This is a genomic window from Blochmannia endosymbiont of Camponotus sp. C-003 (genome assembly GCF_023585685.1).
In the GTDB taxonomy this organism is placed as follows: domain Bacteria; phylum Pseudomonadota; class Gammaproteobacteria; order Enterobacterales; family Enterobacteriaceae; genus Blochmanniella.
The window spans coordinates 750,398-770,975 of record NZ_CP097764.1 but is presented as its reverse complement, the minus strand read 5'-3'; the positions used below and the strand labels follow the sequence as shown (position 1 = coordinate 770,975).

General features: G+C 28.9%; 19 protein-coding genes, 1 other RNA gene and 1 pseudogene. 7 read left to right on the top strand and 14 right to left on the bottom strand.

Translation table 11 applies throughout. The features are described from left to right. Nucleotides 1-38: 38 nt before the first annotated feature. The 5 genes from hisS to M9397_RS03210 all read right to left on the bottom strand — a co-directional run bounded on the left by hisS (nucleotide 39) and on the right by M9397_RS03210 (nucleotide 6,164). Nucleotides 39-1,334 (bottom strand): histidine--tRNA ligase, encoded by a 1,296-nt coding sequence (hisS, locus tag M9397_RS03230; protein WP_250226934.1) that lies wholly within the window; start codon nucleotides 1,332-1,334, stop codon nucleotides 39-41. Nucleotides 1,335-1,383: 49 nt separating this feature from the next. Further along, nucleotides 1,384-2,487, bottom strand: coding sequence for a flavodoxin-dependent (E)-4-hydroxy-3-methylbut-2-enyl-diphosphate synthase (gene ispG / locus M9397_RS03225; protein ID WP_250226933.1), 1,104 nt, complete (start codon nucleotides 2,485-2,487; stop codon nucleotides 1,384-1,386). A 230-nt stretch (nucleotides 2,488-2,717) separates the two neighbouring features. After that, a complete protein-coding gene (gene rlmN / locus M9397_RS03220) occupies nucleotides 2,718-3,836 on the bottom strand; it encodes a dual-specificity RNA methyltransferase RlmN (RefSeq protein ID WP_250259715.1) in 1,119 nt (372 codons plus the stop codon). 209 nt (nucleotides 3,837-4,045) lie between these two features. Beyond that, nucleotides 4,046-4,456, bottom strand: coding sequence for a nucleoside-diphosphate kinase (ndk, locus tag M9397_RS03215; RefSeq protein ID WP_250226931.1), 411 nt, complete (start codon nucleotides 4,454-4,456; stop codon nucleotides 4,046-4,048). A gap of 538 nt (nucleotides 4,457-4,994) precedes the next feature. After that, entirely contained in the window at nucleotides 4,995-6,164 is a 1,170-nt protein-coding gene (locus tag M9397_RS03210; protein ID WP_250259713.1) for an IscS subfamily cysteine desulfurase, read from the bottom strand. Between the two features lie 778 nt (nucleotides 6,165-6,942). Between M9397_RS03210 and M9397_RS03310 the strand changes: the two genes are divergently transcribed. Both M9397_RS03310 and M9397_RS03305 read left to right on the top strand, forming a co-directional pair. Further along, nucleotides 6,943-7,404: an inositol monophosphatase family protein gene (locus M9397_RS03310; RefSeq protein ID WP_284150755.1), complete on the top strand. Its 462-nt coding sequence runs from the start codon at nucleotides 6,943-6,945 to the stop codon at nucleotides 7,402-7,404. 40 nt (nucleotides 7,405-7,444) lie between these two features. Next, entirely contained in the window at nucleotides 7,445-7,741 is a 297-nt protein-coding gene (locus M9397_RS03305; protein WP_284150754.1) for an FIG domain-containing protein, read from the top strand. Between the two features lie 97 nt (nucleotides 7,742-7,838). Here the strand turns inward: M9397_RS03305 and glyA are convergent, their stop codons facing one another. From glyA to lepA, 7 genes are all read right to left on the bottom strand, one after another. Continuing rightward, entirely contained in the window at nucleotides 7,839-9,089 is a 1,251-nt protein-coding gene (gene glyA / locus M9397_RS03200; protein ID WP_250259711.1) for a serine hydroxymethyltransferase, read from the bottom strand. Nucleotides 9,090-9,371: 282 nt separating this feature from the next. After that, nucleotides 9,372-9,842 (bottom strand): tRNA adenosine(34) deaminase TadA, encoded by a 471-nt coding sequence (tadA, locus tag M9397_RS03195; RefSeq protein WP_250226927.1) that lies wholly within the window; start codon nucleotides 9,840-9,842, stop codon nucleotides 9,372-9,374. Between the two features lie 140 nt (nucleotides 9,843-9,982). After that, nucleotides 9,983-10,363 (bottom strand): holo-ACP synthase, encoded by a 381-nt coding sequence (gene acpS / locus M9397_RS03190; RefSeq protein WP_250227215.1) that lies wholly within the window; start codon nucleotides 10,361-10,363, stop codon nucleotides 9,983-9,985. Continuing rightward, nucleotides 10,360-11,097: a pyridoxine 5'-phosphate synthase gene (gene pdxJ / locus M9397_RS03185; protein ID WP_250259709.1), complete on the bottom strand. Its 738-nt coding sequence runs from the start codon at nucleotides 11,095-11,097 to the stop codon at nucleotides 10,360-10,362. Before pdxJ ends, acpS begins: the two co-directional genes overlap by 4 nt. A 698-nt stretch (nucleotides 11,098-11,795) precedes the next feature. Further along, complete coding sequence (gene rnc, locus M9397_RS03180) at nucleotides 11,796-12,482, bottom strand: ribonuclease III (protein ID WP_420022201.1); 687 nt, start codon at nucleotides 12,480-12,482, stop codon at nucleotides 11,796-11,798. Between the two features lie 127 nt (nucleotides 12,483-12,609). Then, nucleotides 12,610-13,605, bottom strand: a complete 996-nt coding sequence (gene lepB, locus M9397_RS03175) for a signal peptidase I (RefSeq protein ID WP_250259707.1) — start codon at nucleotides 13,603-13,605, stop codon at nucleotides 12,610-12,612. An 18-nt stretch (nucleotides 13,606-13,623) separates the two neighbouring features. After that, nucleotides 13,624-15,426, bottom strand: a complete 1,803-nt coding sequence (gene lepA, locus M9397_RS03170; RefSeq protein ID WP_250226925.1) for a translation elongation factor 4 — start codon at nucleotides 15,424-15,426, stop codon at nucleotides 13,624-13,626. Between the two features lie 293 nt (nucleotides 15,427-15,719). Here lepA and ung point away from each other — a divergent pair, with 293 nt between their 5' ends. Next, entirely contained in the window at nucleotides 15,720-16,406 is a 687-nt protein-coding gene (gene ung / locus M9397_RS03165) for a uracil-DNA glycosylase (RefSeq protein ID WP_250259705.1), read from the top strand. A 362-nt stretch (nucleotides 16,407-16,768) separates the two neighbouring features. On the opposite strand, the pseudogene grpE reads toward ung, so the two are convergent. Then, nucleotides 16,769-17,351 (bottom strand): annotated as a pseudogene (gene grpE / locus M9397_RS03160) (nucleotide exchange factor GrpE). Nucleotides 17,352-17,480: 129 nt separating this feature from the next. On the opposite strand from grpE, the gene nadK reads away from it, so the two are divergent. Both nadK and M9397_RS03150 read left to right on the top strand, forming a co-directional pair. Then, a complete protein-coding gene (nadK, locus tag M9397_RS03155) occupies nucleotides 17,481-18,374 on the top strand; it encodes an NAD(+) kinase (protein ID WP_250226923.1) in 894 nt (297 codons plus the stop codon). Between the two features lie 199 nt (nucleotides 18,375-18,573). Beyond that, nucleotides 18,574-18,834, top strand: coding sequence for an outer membrane protein assembly factor BamE (locus tag M9397_RS03150; RefSeq protein WP_250259703.1), 261 nt, complete (start codon nucleotides 18,574-18,576; stop codon nucleotides 18,832-18,834). 26 nt (nucleotides 18,835-18,860) lie between these two features. Here the strand turns inward: M9397_RS03150 and M9397_RS03145 are convergent, their stop codons facing one another. Further along, nucleotides 18,861-19,307, bottom strand: coding sequence for a type II toxin-antitoxin system RatA family toxin (locus M9397_RS03145; protein ID WP_250226921.1), 447 nt, complete (start codon nucleotides 19,305-19,307; stop codon nucleotides 18,861-18,863). A 120-nt stretch (nucleotides 19,308-19,427) separates the two neighbouring features. Between M9397_RS03145 and smpB the strand changes: the two genes are divergently transcribed. Both smpB and ssrA read left to right on the top strand, forming a co-directional pair. After that, nucleotides 19,428-19,892, top strand: coding sequence for an SsrA-binding protein SmpB (smpB, locus tag M9397_RS03140; protein ID WP_250259701.1), 465 nt, complete (start codon nucleotides 19,428-19,430; stop codon nucleotides 19,890-19,892). 63 nt (nucleotides 19,893-19,955) lie between these two features. Beyond that, nucleotides 19,956-20,353: a transfer-messenger RNA gene (gene ssrA / locus M9397_RS03135) on the top strand. Nucleotides 20,354-20,578 lie beyond the last annotated feature (225 nt).

Below are 20,578 nucleotides of genomic sequence, written 5' to 3'. Positions count from 1 at the left end.
TTCTATAGAAGAAAATTAATATCATTTTTGATAATCTTTTATTTAATATCCAGTATATGTCTCAATCTTTCGGTAACTGCATCATGTTTTAATATTTCTTGATTTTTTGATTGTAAATTTTCTAAAACAATTGTGTTTTCAAGAACATTTTTTGCGTTCATGATTAGTACGATTCGTGGTTTATGTTTATTAGCACAATAAAATTGTTTTTTTATATTACCTCCTCCATGATGCACCATTAATCGCACAGATGGTAATTTTGAACGAATATTTTCAGCAAGTAACATTGCATATTTTCGAGAATGATTTCCTATACTAATTAAATATACATCAATATATATATTGTTGTTTAAAAAAGTATTGTTATTAATTTTTTGCATTAATAATATTATACGTTCTAATCCTATGGAAAATCCTATCGCGGGGACTGAATGTCCTCCTAATTCTTGGACTAATTCATCATAACGACCACCAGCACAGATAGTTTTTTTTACTCCTAAACTATCGGTAACCCATTCAAAAACTGTTTTGTTGTAATAGTCTAAACCGCGCACTAAGTATGGATTAACTGTGTATGATATTCCTAAGAGATTTAATAACTGACACAATTCTGAAAAATGAACATGTGAATCATCATCTAAATGATCGTTTAATATGGGGGCATTGAGTAGTAATTCTTTAGTTTTAGTATTTTTAGTATCTAATATGCGCATTGGATTAGAATATAAACGACGTAGAGCATTGTTGTCTAAATTGCTTAAATTTTTTTCTAAAAAGGTTATTAGTTTTTTTCTATACTTTATTCTCGATGATAACGAACCAATTGAATTTAATTCTAATGATAAATGATGATGAATTCCTAATTTTTTCCAACAACGAGCAGTGATTAAAATTAATTCAGCATCTATATCAGGTCCTATTTGACCAAAAGCTTCAGCACTAAATTGGTGAAACTGTCTGTAACGTCCTTTTTGAGGGCGTTCATGTCGAAACATGGGACCAAGATACCACAGACGTTGTTCTTGGTGATAAAATAACCCATGATTAATTCCTGCTCGAACGCATCCAGATGTTCCTTCTGGGCGTAATGTTAAATTTTTACCGTTACGATCGGTAAAACTATACATTTCTTTTTCTATTACATCTGTCACTTCTCCGATTGAACGTTTGAACAGATTTGTGTCCTCGATAATAGGAAATCTAATCTCATTATATCCATAACTATTTAATATAGTTATCAAGGTATTTTCTATGTATTGCCATAGAATCGTATCTTTTGGTACATAATCATGCATACCGCGAACAGATTGGATATTTTTATGATATTTAATCATTTATATATTAAGTCTTCAATAATTATTTATTATGTGTGATAGAGTAATGTCATTGGTGATTTTTATGTAATGATTTAGATTTTAATCGGATACGGTGTTCTAATTCTTCGATTAGTGATTTGTTATCGCAGCGTTTTCGTTGTCGTATGCCATCTTCATATATACCGCTTTTATTGCGTGCGCCGGCTACACCAATTGTTGATTTTAGTGCTTCTCCTGGTCCGTTAACTACGCATCCAATAATGGATACATTCATAGGCGTTGTAATATCACTTACTTTTTGTTCTAAAGCATTCACTACTTTGATTACATTAAATTCTTGTCGCGCACATCCTGGACAAGCTATAAAATTGATACCATGAGCACGAATTCTCAAAGCTCTTAAAATATCGAATGCTACTTTAACTTCTTCTACAGGATCTGTAGCTAATGATATACGTATTGTATCCCCGATGCCTTCACTTAATAAGAAACCTAGAGCTATTGAAGATTTTACTGTCCCATTACGTAAAGCTCCGGCTTCAGTAAGGCCTATATGTAATGGTTGATCTATCTTTGATGCTAATGCACGGTAGGCTTGTATTGTTGCCAGTACATCCGAAGATTTAACGCTAACTTTAAATTGATGAAAGTTTAATTTATCCAAAATATCTACATGTCTCATTGCTGATTCTAATAAGACATGTCCTGTTGGATTTTCGTCATATTTTTGTTGTAAATCGCGCTCGAGAGATCCAGAATTTACACCAATACGAATGGGTATATTTTTGTCCTGAGCACAATGCACTACAGATCGAATACGTTTATTATTGCCGATATTACCGGGATTGATACGCAAGCAATCTGCTCCATACTCAGCTGCTTTCAATGCGATACGATAATCAAAATGAATATCTGCTACTAGTGGAATATTAATTATTTGTCGTTTAATTATCTTGAAAGATTCAGCTGCATCCATAGTAGGTATTGATATTCGAACAATATCTACTCCTGCTTTTTTTAAGGAATTAATTTGAGCGACTGTTTCTAAAATATTTGTAGTACGAGTATTTACCATGGATTGTACTGCAATAGGCGCACCATCTCCAATAGGGACAGTGCCAATATAGATACGTGTAGATTTGCGACGAATAATGTTCGTGATATCATTCATATGATTTCCTATATTTTCATATATTTATATTAAAAATAATTATATTTATTTGAATTTATTGATGATGTTGAGTAAGTGTTTTAATGGTATTTAAAATAGGGATAGTTATTTTACATTTTTGATGACGTATAGTAAACATATGTGATTATGATTATTAGATTTATGGTTTTTTATTTTTAAAAATGATTTTTACTATTTTTTCAATTATATTATACATAATGATATTGTGTTTATAAGGAATTATGTCGTAATTGGATACGATTCATTACTTCTCCTGTTAATTGTCCGCAAGCAGCATTGATATCTGCACCTCTTATTTTTCGTATGATGGTGGTTATATTATATGTTAATAAAACTTTAAGAAATGCATGTATACGATTTTGTGAACTGCATGTGTATTGTATGTTGGGAATAGGATTCCACGGGATCAAATTAATTTTACATGGAATACCTTGAAGTTGCTTGGCTAACTGATGGGCATGTAGTACGTCGTCGTTAATGTTTTTTAACAACACATACTCTATCGTTATTTTACCATAATTAGATTTGGAGTGTGTCGAATATTTACGTATTGCTTCTAATACGCTATTAATATTATATTTTTTGTTAATTGGCATAATCTTATTTCTAATCAGATCATTTGGAGCATGTAGAGATATAGCTAATGGTATATCGATCATATCTTTTAGTTTTGCTATACCTGGTACAATTCCAGAAGTTGAAAGTGTAACATGTCGTTTTGATAATTTAAAACCAAGTTCATCTAATATAATTTTAATCGCCGATACAACGTTAACAATATTCAATAGTGGTTCTCCCATACCCATAAACACTATATTGGTAATAGGAAATCTATTTATCATGTTTATTTTTTTATTGATATTAATCAGTTGTGCTGCCCTCCAAACTTGACCAATTATTTCTGATACATTCAGATTTCTGTTAAATCCTTGTTGCGCTGTTCCGCAAAAACTACATCCTAAAGGGCATCCAATTTGCGATGAAATACATAAAGTGGTTCTTTTGTTTTCAGGAATATAAACTGTTTCGATTTGTTGTTTATCAATTTGCATAGCCCATTTAATTGTTCCATCTAAAGATAATTGTTCTTTTACAATTATTGGTGCACGGATTTCTGCTATTTGGTTTAATTTAATTTTTAGAGATTTACTTAAATTTGTCATGTAATTAAAATTGTCGCAATAGTGATGGTATATCCACCTCATGACTTGATGAGAACGGAAAGGTTTTTCACCCAATTTATCAAAAAAAATTAGTAATTCTTCTTTGTTCATATTAAGTAAATTAATTTTTTTTTGCATATATAAAATATATTCCTCAAGATCCATTTTTTTTATGTCAGTTGATTAATACTCATATTCTATGAGTGTTAGCGTAATGGAAATTGTGATTAAATTACCGTTGTTTTTTTAACTTAAATTTATCTATATTTCGTGTCTAAGTGGTTTTTTATAAAAATAATTTATTATTTTGAAACTTTTTTATAAATAAAATGATTACTTTTATTGCTAAAATATAAAAGTATCTACGAATATTTTTATGTATCAAAGAAATAGGAAATTTCACGTGCAGCGGATTCTTTAGAATCTGATCCATGGATAGCATTTTTAGTATAATTGTAACCATAATCAGATCTAATAGTGCCTGCTAACGCATCTTCTGGATTAGTGGCTCCCATAATTTCTCTATTGCGTTGTATCGAATTATTGCCTTCTAATATTTGTATAAATATTGGTCCAGAAATCATAAAATTTATTAAACTGTCAAAAAAATATTTTTTTTGATGTTCAAAATAAAACTCGGATGCTTGTACATGTGTTAATTTTAATATTTTAGCTCCCACAATAATAAAGCCGGCAGCTTCAAATCTACTAATTATAGATCCGATTATGTTTTTAGCAACGGCATCTGGTTTGATGATTGATAGCGTATTTTCTTTATCAAACATAACAACTCCCCATTTAATCTTTGTTAATATTTATTGTATAGGAAATAATTATAAAAATGATAATTATTATAGATAATGTTGTGTATATTATTTAATTTCTTAAAAATTATTTATTTAATAAAGCACTATGAATTAAATTGACAAATAAGCACACAATAGATAATAAATAGAAATATCTACATTTGTATATTTTACAATGTGAAATACTTTCATAGATCTTTAACTATATAATTCAGATATTTATTAATAAAAAACCCTACCCCGTTTCATAATTAATATCAATGAAGTATCTTAAATTTTAATATTTAAAAATACAATAAATATGATTATAACGAAATCAATTATTTGAAAACTCAACAATAAAAAATATCAAAAAAATAAAGAATAAAACTTAATTTACAAAAAATATTCTTTAATAATTATTTTTTATTTATCTTTCGAATGAAATTAATAAAATTTACTAGATTTGTATAGATATACTGATTATTGTCAGAAATATCGTATATAAAAAATAAATTAATTATTTTTACTGTAAAAGTTATAACAAATGTATCATAGCATTTAATTTCATAACAGTAGCGGGTATGTCATGGATAGCGTACTCTATTTCTTCTTTAGTTGTGAACCGTCCTAGAGAAAATCTTATTGAATTATATGCTAATTCATTGTTTCTTCCTAAAGCTTGTAATACATGTGATGGATTTAAAGTACCAGAGGTACAAGCAGATCCGGAAGATAATGCAAAATCTTTTAATGCTATCATTAATGTTTCGCCATCGATATTACTAAAACTAATATTTAACAATGTGCCTATACTATGATCTAAATCACCATTAATCAATACTCCTTCTATTTGTTGTAATCCTTGCCATAAGCGATCTCTCATTTTTTTTAAATAAATCATTTCTGTTGTCATTGTTGCTTTAGCTAAACGATATGCTTCAGCCATTCCAACAATTTGATGGACGGGCAATGTACCGGAACGTATACCGTTTTCATGTCCTCCTCCATGAATTTGAGCGGTAATATGGATTTTTGGGTATCTATGTTGACGTATATATAAACCACCTATACCTTTGGGTCCATATAGTTTATGACCGTTGAAAGACATTAAATCTACTGGTAAATCAGATAGATCAATATGTAATTTACCAACGCTTTGAGTTGCATCTACATGAAATATTATGTCATGTAGACGACATAATTTTCCAAATTTTGTGATGTCTTGAATTATACCGATTTCATTATTTACATGCATAATAGATAATAAAATTGTATCATCACGCAGTGCATTACTGATTTGTTCAAAAGTAATTAAACCATTAGACTGTGGAGTTATACGGGTAATTTCAAACCCTTCGTTTTCAAGATATTGGCAAGCATCTAAAACTGATTTGTGTTCCGTTACACTAGTAATAATGTGTTTTCCTTTTTTTCGATAAGATTGAGCTATCCCTTTAATCGCTAAATTTACTGATTCAGTAGCTCCTGAAGTAAAAACAATTTCACGTGATTCTGCGCCTATTAATTGGGCAATTTGGCTGCGAGCTATATCTACTGCTTCCTCTGCTTTCCAACCGTAATAATGAGAACGAGAAGACGGGTTACCAAATATACCGTCTAAAGTAAAATACTGTATCATTTTTTCCACTACTCTGGGATCTACTGGGGTAGTAGCAGCATAATCAAAATATATTGGTAACTTCATCTAACGTACTCCAAAAATAAAAACCTTATTTTTATGTATAAAAAATATAAAAATTATGAAATCAGTACTATTTATATAAAATATGCATTGAATACTCTACAACATATTTATTCTTGAGTTTAATTTGTATTGTAAGTTAAAACGTTTATTTTATATGATATTATTATTCGTTACTATAAAAAATATTGAAACATATTTTATATTTTTATTTTTATAAGCACTTAATTAAGGCTATATAAATATGTATTAATGAATATTTCATTGTATGCAATACGTTGGTGGGTAATATAAATTAACTGATTAATAGGTATTATTTTAGGTTGTCAATATTTTTTGTACCTAATGTTATAACAAAAATTACATCATACACAAATGATTGAAATTATTAGTATTATTTGTAGTAATGAAAATTAACTTTTTATATAAATAATATTTGTAGCGAAAATAATGCAAATTTTTATTTTTAACGAATATATTGAATAATAACGTTGTTATATTGCGCGCATATGGTATTAATATTCTGATACATAAGATTTGATTTTGATTGATGTTGAAAGAATTAGGTAGGTTTGTTAATAAGGTCATATATTCATCATATACTTGTAATGAAAAAATAAAATTGTAGGTTTTTATACAATGATATGTGGTTAAGAACACATATCTTACGTGGTAAGATACAATTATAACATTTATTTTAAAAAATATAATTTTATAGAATACATGGTGAGTTTTGATATGTTTTATTTTTATTTAATAAGAATTTACTGGATGAATGTTTATGCATCCGATGCTTAACATTGCTATTCAAGCTATAAGAAGGGCGGGGAACTTTGTCGTTAAACAATATGAATTGTTTGATAAACACAGTATACAGTTAAATTATATAAATAATCTTATTTATAAAATAAATAAGGAATCATATAATATTATTACGACAATTATTCAAAAGTTTTATCCGTTACATACTGTTGTTAATGCATGGAATAACCATAATGTTAATGATGTAAATTACAAAGAAGATATTTATTGGGTAATTGTAGCTATAGATAATGATGTTAATTTTATTAAGCAATTTCCTTTTTTTGCTTTATCTATTTCCGTGTTTATTAAGGGACATATCGAAATAGGAGTAATATATGATCCTATACATAATGAGTTATTTAGCGCTTGTCGTGGAAAGGGAGCTTATCTTAATGATTATCGGATTCGTGTAGGTACTGTTAATAATTTATATACATAAGGCTATTATTGCTATATCTTGTTCTTATGAACAGAAGGATATGGTTATTAATTTGATCAATAAGTTTATTAGTAAATGTGTATGTTTTCGTTGTACCGGATCAATTATTTTAGATTTAGCCTATGTTGCGGTTGGGCGTGTAGATGGATGCATTTCTATGTTTTTAAAAAATATTAATTATACCAATACATTATCTAGTGGTTTTTTAATAATTCGTGAATCGGGAGGGTTAATTATAGATTTTTCAGGAACCGATGATTATTTATTGTCTGGAAATTTAATTGCAGGCAATGTGAAAATAATCCGGACCATTTTATCAATTATACAAATTATTTGAATGACTATTTTAACAAGGGATTAGTAAAATTTATTTATTTTGAAAGAATAACTTGTATCTATATATTCTATATAGAGTATATGTGATGATATCATTTCTAATGATTTTTATCATATATGGGATACTGAGAACATATATTCAAAACTTTGGTTTTTATAGATGAAATGATTTTATTGTTATTAATATGATCTAATATATCGCAAATCCAATGAGATAGTTGTTTGATATCATTTTCTTTAAAGTTACGTCTAGTTATGGCTGGCGTACCAATACGTATTCCAGAGGTAATAAAAGGACTTCTAAAATCATTTGGTATGCTATTTTTGTTAACAATAATATTAGATTGTTCTAAAGCTATGCTGGCATCTTTCCCAGTGATGTTTTTATTTCTTAAGTCTAATAAGAAAAGATGATTGTGGGTCGTTCCAGATACAACTTTAAATTCGCGTGATACAAATTCTTTAACCATTATCTTGGCATTTTGAACAATTTTTTGTTGATATACTTTAAAAGATGGATCCATTGCTTCTTTCAAAGCAATTGCTTTAGCTGCGATAACATGCATCAAAGGGCCTCCTTGAGAGCCAGGGAAAACTGATGCATCTAATTTCCTATATAATGTATAATTACCTCCACTAGCCAAAATTAAACCGCCTCTAGGCCCCGCTAATGTTTTATGAGTAGTAGCAGTTACTACATGTGCATGAGGTAATGGATTTGGATATATACCTGCAGCGACTAATCCTGTAATGTGAGCCATATCAATAAATAGATATGCTTGAATAGAATCTGCGATGTGTCGCATTGTAGACCAATTTATAATACCAGAATACGCGGAAAATCCCCCTACAATCATTTTGGGTCGATATTTTGTAGCTAGATGATGTATTTCTTCATAATCAATACAACCAGTTTCGTCAACCCCATAAAATACAACGTTATATAATTTTCCTGAAAAGTTTACTTGTGCTCCATGCGTTAAATGTCCTCCATGGTTTAGGTGCATACTTAAAATTGTATCACCAGGATGTAATAAAGCATTGTAAACAGAAAAATTAGCTTGCGATCCAGAATGTGGTTGTACATTTGCATAATCCGCAAAAAATAGTTTTTTTGCGCGGTCAATACTTAATTGTTCAATCATATCAACGTATTGACATCCACCATAATAACGTTTACCCGGATAACCTTCAGCGTATTTATTAGTAAGTTGAGATCCCTGTGCCTTCATCACTTGAGGGCTAACATAGTTTTCAGATGCTATTAATTCAATATGTTCTTCTTGTCTAATAGTTTCTTGTTTTATTATTTCCCATAATTCAGTATCATAATTTGAATGTATGCACATATATAACCTCTTATTTTGATAAGTTAGAAAATACATAAGGCTATTTTGATTGAAATGAAACAATTATTATTTTCAGGAATAATTTTATTAATGATGGTTATGTACTGTAATATAAATTGACTGTTTTATGTTTATTTTTAATAGAATTAATACATTTACCTAGTATATAGGTATGATTATATCTCTGGTGTTATGGCATTTTTTCATGAGTTTTTATTTTTAATTTAAATAAATATAATGTCGGTTTAGATTATTTAATAGTATATATATTGTATAATGATATTAGGGTTGACGTCGATGTTTAAAAAAATTATTTAATTGATAAGTACATTCTTTTTCTAAGACCCCAGTTGTTAAAGATACGTGATGATTATTCATGGGGTGGCAAAGTGTATTTTTTAGCCATGATCTTTGTATAGTTTTATTGTTTTTTGCACCGCAAACTAATCGATAAATACGAGCATGAATTATTGCACCAATACACATCATGCATGGCTCTAAAGTAACATAAAGTGTAGTGCCTAGTAATCGATAATTACCTAAAATTTTCCCTCCTGTTCGTAATGCTACAATTTCTGCATGAGCACTTGGATCATGGTATATAATAGAAGAATTCCAACCATAACTTATCAGTTTACCATTGTGAATTAAAACAGCTCCTACTGACATTTCTCCAATAATTTCAGCATAGGCGGCTAATGCAATAGCATGACGCATCCATATTATATCTGTATTTTCTATTTTATAATACATTTGGTGTTTTTTTGTGAGCCAATAAAAATATTATAAGCATACAATCCATAAGTATTTCTGATATAGTCATATTTGTCTTACAATGAGACATCGTGTATTTTTTGATTGTATAGAATTTACATATTTGTATCTTATTTATTCTATCGCTCCAATATAACAAATGCGCATGCATACGAGTTGGTATCAGATAAGGTAATATGCATTTTTTTTAATGATAATTTATTAGCTAATAGAGCTGTACATGAGAATAAATGTAACATTGGTTTTCCTAGTTTGTCGTTAAATATTTCGATTTGATTAAATGTTATTCCTTGGCTTATTCCAGTACCAAACGCTTTAGCTACCGCTTCTTTTGCAGCGAAACGTTTTGCTAAAAAATGCACAGGATACTTTTTAGTTTTGTACATTTTCCATTCTGATTCACTAAGTATGCGTGTAGCTAGCTTGTCTCCGCTACGTGTTATTATTTTTTTGATTTTCCTAACATCAACGATATCTATACCGATTCCGTGAATCACTATTCACCTCTTCTTGAGTCTTGTATTAATTTTTTCATGTCTTGAATAGCTTTAGGTAATCCACAAAATATTGATCGGCTAATTATAGCATGTCCTATATTTAATTCTTGTATTCCTGATAACATTGCAATAGGTTGCACGTTGTAATAATTCAGACCATGTCCAGCATTAACTTTTAAACCATTATCTATAGCGTATTGCATACTTTTTTTAATGAGTTTATATTCTAAATTTTGAGTTGTCGCATCTATAGCATGAGAATACTTTCCGGTATGTAGTTCTATGTAAGGTGCGCCTATACTATATGCAACATCAATTTGTTGTTCATTAGGGTCAATAAATAATGATACTCTAATTCCAGAGTCCGTAAGTTTAAATATCATATTTTTTAATTTATTTGCATTATTAATTATATCTAAACCACCTTCAGTTGTAAGTTCTTGACGTCTTTCAGGTACTAAGCAGCAATAATCTGGTTTGAGTATGCATGCGATATTAATCATTTCATCTGTTGCTGCTATTTCTAAGTTCATGGATGTTTGTATAGTTTTGCGTAGCATTTTGACATCTTGCTCTTTAATATGACGCCGGTCTTCTCTTAAATGTACAGTAATACTATCTGCTCCTGATTGTTCTGCAACGAATGCGGCGTATATAGGATCAGGATACATGGTATTCCTTGTGTTACGCAATGTTGCAATATGATCAATGTTTACACCTAGTAATAAATTTGGCATCGCATATATACCGTAGATATAGTATTGTTAGTTATTGAATATAAATATATATTATATATATATTTATATTTTTAATGTATCTTTTTTTAATGTATATTTAGTTTAAATTAATATTGTGCTGTATTTTTGATTTATTACGATGTTTTATTGTTGATAAGTACCTGTTTTTACTCAAAATTATAATTTTTAATATGATTTTTGATGGTTGAATGGATTTTGTTAGGATGTATGAATTTCATTACATAAGAGTATGTTACTATATTATCGTGGATATTTATTTATATCAATTTAATTTATATTTAACTTTTATACAATACAATAAATATTGATAGTGAAAGTTTTGGGATCATTGATGTTGATTCAGGAGCAATGATATAGCATTCTTGAAGTTGTAATACACACAAATATTACCTCCTATCTAACCCATTTTAGATAGGAGGTAATATTTGTGTGTATATATAGTTTTTGTGATCACCCTCAATAGGGTATCACATTTTTTTTAGAGATATGGTCGATCAAATAAATTAATTAATTTGATATTTAGATTTCTGTAGTCGTTTTTAAAATGGTCAACATACTGGTTTTAACAATCGTATATATGTTTATTGCACAAACTTAATGGCGCATTAAGTTATTCTGTTTAAAAAAACGAATATGTTACACCCATTGATAAATCAATGGCTATGTGCGTGATTAAATCATTTTTTAGTTATGTTTGTCAATGCTGATAAAATTTTTTCTGCTGCATTTTGTTCAGCTTTACGTCGACTAGAACCGCATCCAATAATTGGTTGTGTTAATTCGCTAACTTGACAATGTACGGTGAATTTTTGATTATGTGCTTCTCCAGTTGTTTGATTGATCCAATATACAGGTAATGGTAAACGCCGATGTTGCATATATTCTTGCAGTCGAGTTTTTGGATCTTTTTGATGATCATAAGAATAAGGATCTATTTGATCTATATGGATATTGTACCAATTAATAATTAATATTTCAACAGTTTGAATATTACTGTCTAAAAATATACCGCCTATTAATGCTTCTATTGTATTAGCTAGAATGGATTCACGTCGATACCCCCCACTTTTTAGTTCTCCTTGTCCTAATTTTAGATAGTCTCCTAAATTAAATTCTCGAGCTAGTGTTGCTAAAGTATTTTCGCGTACCAAATTTGAACGCATTCTACTCATATCTCCTTCAGTAATATGAGGAAATCTATGATATAGCAGATTAGCTATTACATAATTTAGTATAGCGTCTCCTAAAAATTCTAGTCTTTCATTGTGTTGGTTACTAGAGCTTCTATGAGTCAGTGCTTGTAATAATAAATCGTATCGAGTAAAAATGTAACCAAGTTTTTTTTGCAGTGTGTTCACTAACATAATATTTATGTATTACATATTCCTTACAATGTTGATAGAGGAATTTTTTGTAGTTGTTTGGATTAGATTAATTACAAAAAGTGTAATTGATAATTTTAATCTATGATTAGAGAAATGTGTAAATATCTTATCGTATATTGCCAATTCTATGGAGTTGAATGCTAATTGGCCATATTCCTTCATGCTGTTTTTTTATATTCATCCAAATTATTATGGCTTTTCCTATGATATTGCGTTCAGGAACAAATCCCCAATAACGACTGTCTGCGCTGTTGTCTCTGTTATCTCCCATTACAAAATACTCACCTTCGGGTACTAACCATTCGGATGTTAGGTGTTTTATATGTTGATCATATGTGTTTACTAAGTTTTGATTCCCAGGTGGTATCATGGTTAAGATATTATGTTCCATATTGTTGAACGATTCTGTAGTTTGAATTAGCCGAATGCCATGGTAATATGTCTGATTCGGTTTTATCTGGATAAAGGAAGAATTAACCTTCCCATTTTCGTCATTGTTAAATATTTGAATAAAATTGCTAGGAATAATATTGCTGTAAACAATTGGTAATAGTTGTGCACATGTAATATCATTAATACTGTTAGAATATATTGTTAGTTGTTTAGTAATAATATTGTAAATTACTTTATCCCCGGGTTCTCCAATTACTCGTTTAATATAGTTTAGTGCAGGATTTTTAGGATACTTAAACACTATTATGTCTCCGCGTTTTGGATGTCCAGTATTAATTAACGTTGTTTGAGTAATAGGATTTTTAATACCATATATAAATTTTTTTACTAAAATAAAATCTCCTATTAACAAAGTAGGCATCATGGATCCAGAAGGTATTCGGAATGGCTCAAAAATAAATGATCGCATTATAAATACTAATAACAATATTGGAAAAATTGAAGATATAAACTCAGAAATTATTGAACAATACGAAATTACTAACGAATAAGTATTTTTTGATTGTTGATACATATTAGTTGATTTTTGAAGGAATATTTTTTTATGTTGATCACGACTACACATCATTATATATAGTTTTTTTATACTCCAGAAAACACCTGATATTCCTGTAATAATTGCTAGGATCAAAGAAAATGTGCTCATCATACAATAAAATCCTTTAAGTTATTTTTTATTGTTATTGACATCAAAGAGTGCTAGAAATGCAGTATGTGGTAAGTTAACATTACCTATCTGTTTCATGCGTTTTTTTCCCTCCTTTTGATTGTATAATAGTTTTTTCTTTCGAGTTATATCGCCTCCATGACATTTTTCTACAACATTTTTGCGTAATTGTTTTACAATATCCCGCGATATTATTCGTTTACCAATCGTCGCTTGAATCACAATGTCGAATTGTTGTCTTGGGATCAATTTTTGTAATTTATTAACCAATAGGCGTCCATGATATATAGATTTTTCTTGGTGTGTAATTACTGTTAAAGCATCAATGCGTTTTTTATTAATTAATATTTCTATGCATACTATATTTGATGTCTGAAAATGACTGAATTTGTATTCAAATGAGGCATATCCATGAGATGCTGATTTTATTTGATCAAAAAAGTTTAATATTATTTCAGACATAGGTAATTTGTAAGTTAATGTAACTTGAGTATCGTGATATACTATAGCAACTTGAGTGCCTCTTTTTTTAATGCATAAAGAAATAATTTCTCCAAGATATTTTTTTGGAAACAAAATATTACACACAACAATAGGTTCGCGTATTTCTTTAATTTTAGTTAAAGAAAGCAATTTTGATGGACTATCTACATATATTATTTGATTGTCAATAGTTAATATCTCATATATTACTACTGGAGCTGTAACAAGTAAATCTAGTGAATATTCACGTCTTAATCTTTCTTGGATTATTTCTAAATGTAATAATCCAAGAAATCCACAACGAACACCTAAACCTAAAAATTCTGATCTTTCTGGCTCATAAAATAGAGAAGCATCATTTAAACTAAGTTTATATAAAGCGTTATGAAATATTTTTTGATTTTTAGAGCCGATAGGAAATAGTCCTGCGTAAACATAAGGTTGAAGTTTTTTAAAACCATGACATGAATTTTTTGCAGGACGAGTTGATAGAGTTAATGTATCTCCTACAGGGGTTTTTATGATGTTCTTGTTAGAACAGACTAACCAACCTACTTCTCCGCAAGTTAATGTTTTTCGTTGTACTTGTTTTGGAGTAAAGATACCTATTTGATCGACAGTATATTTTTGCTCTGTATTCATGGATTTCAGGACATCACCTTTACATAATTTGCCATTTTTAATGCATATTAGTGATACGACGCCTAAATATTTATTAAACCAAGAATCTATAATTAGTGCTTGCAGAGGAGCGTATGGATCCCCTTGAGGATGAGGAATATCGTGAATTACACGTTCCAGTAATTCTGATATGCCATGTCCGGTTTTAGCTGAACATTGTATTGCATTATGTGTGTCAATACCAATGATATTTTTAATTTCTTGAGATACTCGATTAGGATCTGCTGTTAATAAATCAATTTTGTTTAATGCCACAATAGTTTTTAAATTCATTTCTTTGGCAATGCGATAATTGGCCACAGTTTGTGCTTCCACTCCTTGAGTAACGTCTACTATCAATAAGGCGCCTTCACATGCTGCTAGAGATCGAGAAACTTCATAAGAAAAATCAACATGACCAGGAGTATCAATAAGATTAAGTTGATAAGGTTGACCATTTTTAGAAGTATAATTGAGTGTTACGTTTTGTGATTTTATAGTAATACCACGTTCTCGTTCTAATTCCATGGAATCTAATACTTGGGATGTCATTTCACGTTCGTTCAATCCGCCGCAAGTTTGAATAAACCGGTCAGATAATGTTGACTTGCCGTGATCAATATGTGCAATAATAGAAAAATTACGTATGTATTTTAGCATGATTAATGTTGGTTAAACAAAAAAATAAGTTTAGTTAGTATGAACTGGTGATTAATTAATGTATAATAAAACATTATAAGATATATATGAAATAATTATATGAGAATAGTTATGATATTTTTAAAAATTATTTGAAAACATGTATAGTTGCTTATTTAATTGTTTGGATGTACTTCGTTATGAAGTTTAGTGGTATAGCATTGTAAATAGATTTACAGGTGTGTGAATTTTTAAATTTTAGTGATAAACAAAATTTTTTGTACGATTCATTACATAAAGTAGAGAAATAGACTGTGTCGTCAGAATTAACTTGGCAGCATTTTTTGTCACAAGAAAAAACATTGCCGTATTTTCAAAATATATTGTTTGTTATAGAGGAACGTAAAAAACAAGGTATTACGGTTTACCCTAAAAAAAAAGATGTTTTTAATGCGTTTCGTTTCACTAGTTTTGAATCTATTAAAGTTGTTATTATAGGTCAGGATCCTTATCATGGACTTAATCAAGCACATGGATTTGCTTTTTCCGTATTATCTGGTGTTTTGCCTCCTCCTTCTTTAAAAAATATTTATAAAGAGCTTGCATCTGATATGCCTAATTTTATAGTATCAGGCCATGGTTGTTTGAAAAGTTGGGCTCAAGAAGGGGTGTTATTGCTTAATAGTATTTTAACTGTTGAGGCGGGCAGAAGTTGTTCTCATGCTGATATTGGATGGGAACGATTTACAGATAAAATAATATGTATACTGAATACTTATAAGGAAAAAATTATATTTTTGTTGTGGGGTAAATATGCTCAAAAAAAGGGAAACATTATTAATCCTAAAAAACATTATATTTTAACTACATCACATCCTTCGCCTATGTCAGCTCAAAGGGGGTTTTTAGGGTGTCATCATTTTTCTAGGGTTAATATGTTGTTGATGCAACAAAACAAACAGATCATTAATTGGCAACCTAAAACAATGAATGTAATGTGAAAACCAATATAAATTAAAATATGTTATAAGAAGACGATTGATTTCAAGTAGTTCGATTATTTTTATATTTTATCTTCAAATATCATTGTTGATTTGTGAAATAAATCAACAATGATATTTGATATGAATCATATTATGATGGATGCGTGTATTTAATAACGTGAAGTCATTAGGTGCAATTTAAATTAATTAAATAAGTATTATTATATTTTTATGTAAAAATTTTTATAGGGCATGATTATATTAACTTAGATAAAAACTATAGCACATTATTATTTCGTGGTATACACCAAATAATAAATATATAATAAGCACTATTTTTATTTATAAATTTTTAATAATATTAATTATAATAGTACTTGTCATTTGGATTGCGATACTGTAACCATAGCAGGTCGAATTAATCTCCCATTAAGCAGGTATCCTTTTTGAATCATTGTTAATACTTGATTTGGTTTGTGGTCTTCGGATGCTGTTATAGATATTGCCTGATGTATCTCGGGATTAAATGGAACATTAATTTCATGTATAGATTTTAATCCAAATTTATGCACAGTGTCTAAGAATGATTTTAATGTTAATTCAATCCCTTCTATTATAGCGGATAGCAAAGTATTAGAATTATCTGAAATATTTAGTGTACGTTCCAAATTATCAATGACCGGTAATAATTCAAAGTTCTAGTCCAAATTTATGGATTTTTTATATTTCTTGATTGTTACGGCGACGGATATTTTCTATTTCAGCCGTAAGACGTAGTACGGTATTATGTTCGTGTTCTTGAAGTTGAGCTAATTTGATTTTTAATTTAACGATTTGATCATTTTTGGGATCAATAATTTTATTTGCTGTAGAATCAGTTTGTAACAGTTCCTCTTTTTCTATTTCTTCATTTTGTGATGATGTATTTTCATCAATATTTTTTTTTAAATTATTATCTATCATGAATTTTCTCCTTCGTTTCCTGATCATATGTTTTATAATCAGTTATTATAAGGATGAATAACGGGTATTCAAGACATCATTTATTATGAATAAAAGTTATAATAAAAACAGAAAGGATTCAATAACAATATGACTTCTTCAATTTTTCGTACTGTTGGTATTATAGGATATTCTCGTTATCCGCAAGCTGTACATACATATGATATTTTATATCGTTGGTTATATGATAAAGGGATGACGGTGATGATCGAACATCATGCTGCGAGTTTATTAAATGCACAAACAGCGGTTGTAGGTGATTTGAATGATATAGGCAATTATGCAGATTTAGCTATAGTTATAGGTGGAGATGGCAATATGTTAAGAGCTGCAAATATTTTAGCGCAGCACGATATTAAAGTTATTGGAATCAATCGTGGAACTCTTGGTTTTCTTACTGATTTAGATCCTAATTCAGCGTTAGTAGAGTTATCTGATGTTCTATCAGGTCATTTTATTAATGAAAAGCGTTTTTTGTTAGATATAACAGTACAACGGTATAATAATCTGATCAGATTAGGTAGTGCTGTTAATGAAGTTATTTTACATACAAACACAATTAGACATATGATTGAGTTTGAGTTATATATTGATGATAACTTTATTTTTTCCCAAAGATCTGATGGTTTAATTATTTCCACTCCAACTGGATCGACCGCGTATGCTTTATCTGCTGGAGGACCTATTCTTAGTCCAACGGTAGATGCTATTTTATTAGTACCAATATGTCCTCACACTTTGTCATCTCGTCCAGTTGTGATCGATAGCAAAAGTATGATTCGTTTGAAATTTTCCAAAGTAACATCTGAATTAAAAATTGGTTATGATAATCAAACTCCTGTTTTTGTATGTAAGGAAGAAGAAATTTTTATTCAACGTAGTAATTATTATCTTGATTTGATTCATCCCAATAACTATAACTATTTTAGAACACTAAATATTAAGCTTGGTTGGTCTCAGAATATATCTGAAACAAAAAAATGATATTGTATTGATAATTTTATTGTTAATATTGCAAAAAAGATTATAAGTGCAATTAAACAATAATTATGTGGGTATTAATTTTTATATTGTAATTATAAAATAGATTGAGAAGAAGATTATGTATTTACAAGTATTTTTGAGAATGTTAAATAACAGTTTTTTTTTTATAATGATGATATTTTTTAGTATAAGCTGTACTATGTTACAATGCATTCCTCAATACTCTGATATTAAACAAGGCAATTATTTAAATGAATATGATATCGAAAAAATTCGTATTGGAATGACAAAACTTGAAATATCTTCTAATATCGGAACTCCAACATTAGAAGGATTTTTGAACCCAAAAATATGGTATTACATTTTTTATTATCGTAGTGGTAATAAAATGGTAGAGCATCAAATTTTAACATTAAAATTTGATGCTCATGATGTTTTAGTAACTATTAACAGAAGATGATAGTTTCATTATCTATTTATTTTGTGTTATAATGTCTGACATGGCCCGTATATTATATGAGCCCTAGAAATGAATGCTGTAATTATATTTTTATATTTGGTTTTAAAAATATGATTAAAAATTTTTTCGATAAATATTGATTGAAATTCGTAATGAGTAGAATATTCAATTCTACTAATAGCAGAAGTAATAGGGATAAATTTCCAATATCCATAAAATGATTTGAATGGTCCTTTTACTAAAAGGATCGAGATACTTTTGTTGTTTGTAAAAAAATTATGAGTGATTATTGATCTTCCAATCCCATTGGAAGCTATATTGATTTCAGCGATTAATTCGTTATTGTTTTGTTCTAAAATTCTGCTTACATTACATCCAGGAAGAAATTTAGTGTAAGAATTAATATCATTTACCAAATGAAACATTTGTTCTACACTATACGGTACTGAAATAAAATATTTGATGTCAGCCATATAAATCCTGTTTGAGTGGGTTTAGGTATGATTTGGTAATTTGATATTAAGTATATTTAAAGATATCAATTAATAATATATTTTTAACAATAAAAAGTTATATTTTAAAAAAAAATTATTATGAATCAGTTAATTTTAAAGAAAATTACACAAAATAAGCGCGCATATTATGAGTATTTTGTTGAAAAACAAATTGAATCTGGAATTTCATTGTTAGGATGGGAAGTAAAATCTGCACGTTCTAAAATGGTAGTCATTGATAATAGTTATGTATCTTTTTATAACAAAGAGGCGTATATTTGTAATTCTATATTTCAGTCAAATGTTACTAGGTTTGATAATGAGTCTAGTGATTCTGTTCGTGCGCGTAAGTTGTTATTAAAAAAAAATGAGTTATCATTTTTAATGGAAAAGGTTAATCAAAAAGGTTACACTGCAATTATTTTGGATTTGTATTGGAAAAATTCTTGGATTAAAGTAAATATTGGGATTGCTAAAGGTAAGAAAAAATATGATAAAAGAAATATAATACATATGCATCAATGGAATAAAGAAAAAGTACGTGTCTTAAAATATATGAAATAATAATAATTGTTGTATATACAGTATATTGATGATATAATTATTCGCCTAATGTTATTAGTAAATGGGGCTGATTTTGGATTCGACGGAGTATCTTATTATTTAAAGTGCATGTCGAGGGGAGGCAGGCCTCGTAAAAAGCCTCAAAAAGATAAATGCAAATACTACATATAATGAATCTGTTGCTTTAGCAGCTTAAATCAGACTAATATCCTGAAGATTCCCTCTCATTTTAATATCTACTCTTAGATGTTAAGATAAATAAGTAAGAGAGGTCGTATAAATAAGAGTGCGCGTTAGTGCTCGCTTTAGCTTAACGTTAAGTATGATGCAAGAGCTAGGTTGGTGTAGTGATTGGTCTTAATATATCTACACTAATTAAATATAATTTAAGACCTAAGCATGTAGGTTACTAAGAATAAAAAGAATTCTGGACGCGGGTTCGAGTCCCGCCAGCTCCACCATAAAATTTATAAGGTCAAATAACAAAACAACAGAGAAAGAAGTTGAATGATGATGAATGAAAGATGAGGAAATGTATCAAAGTTTTACATTTTTATATGGTTTGGTTTGGGGTTTTAGTTATAGCTGATTTATTCAATCGATAAATTATTAAAATTTTTTGTTGTTTGCCGCTCAAAAGTTTCTCTAATGTGATCATGTTTGTTTCTTGTTTATTTATTTAACAC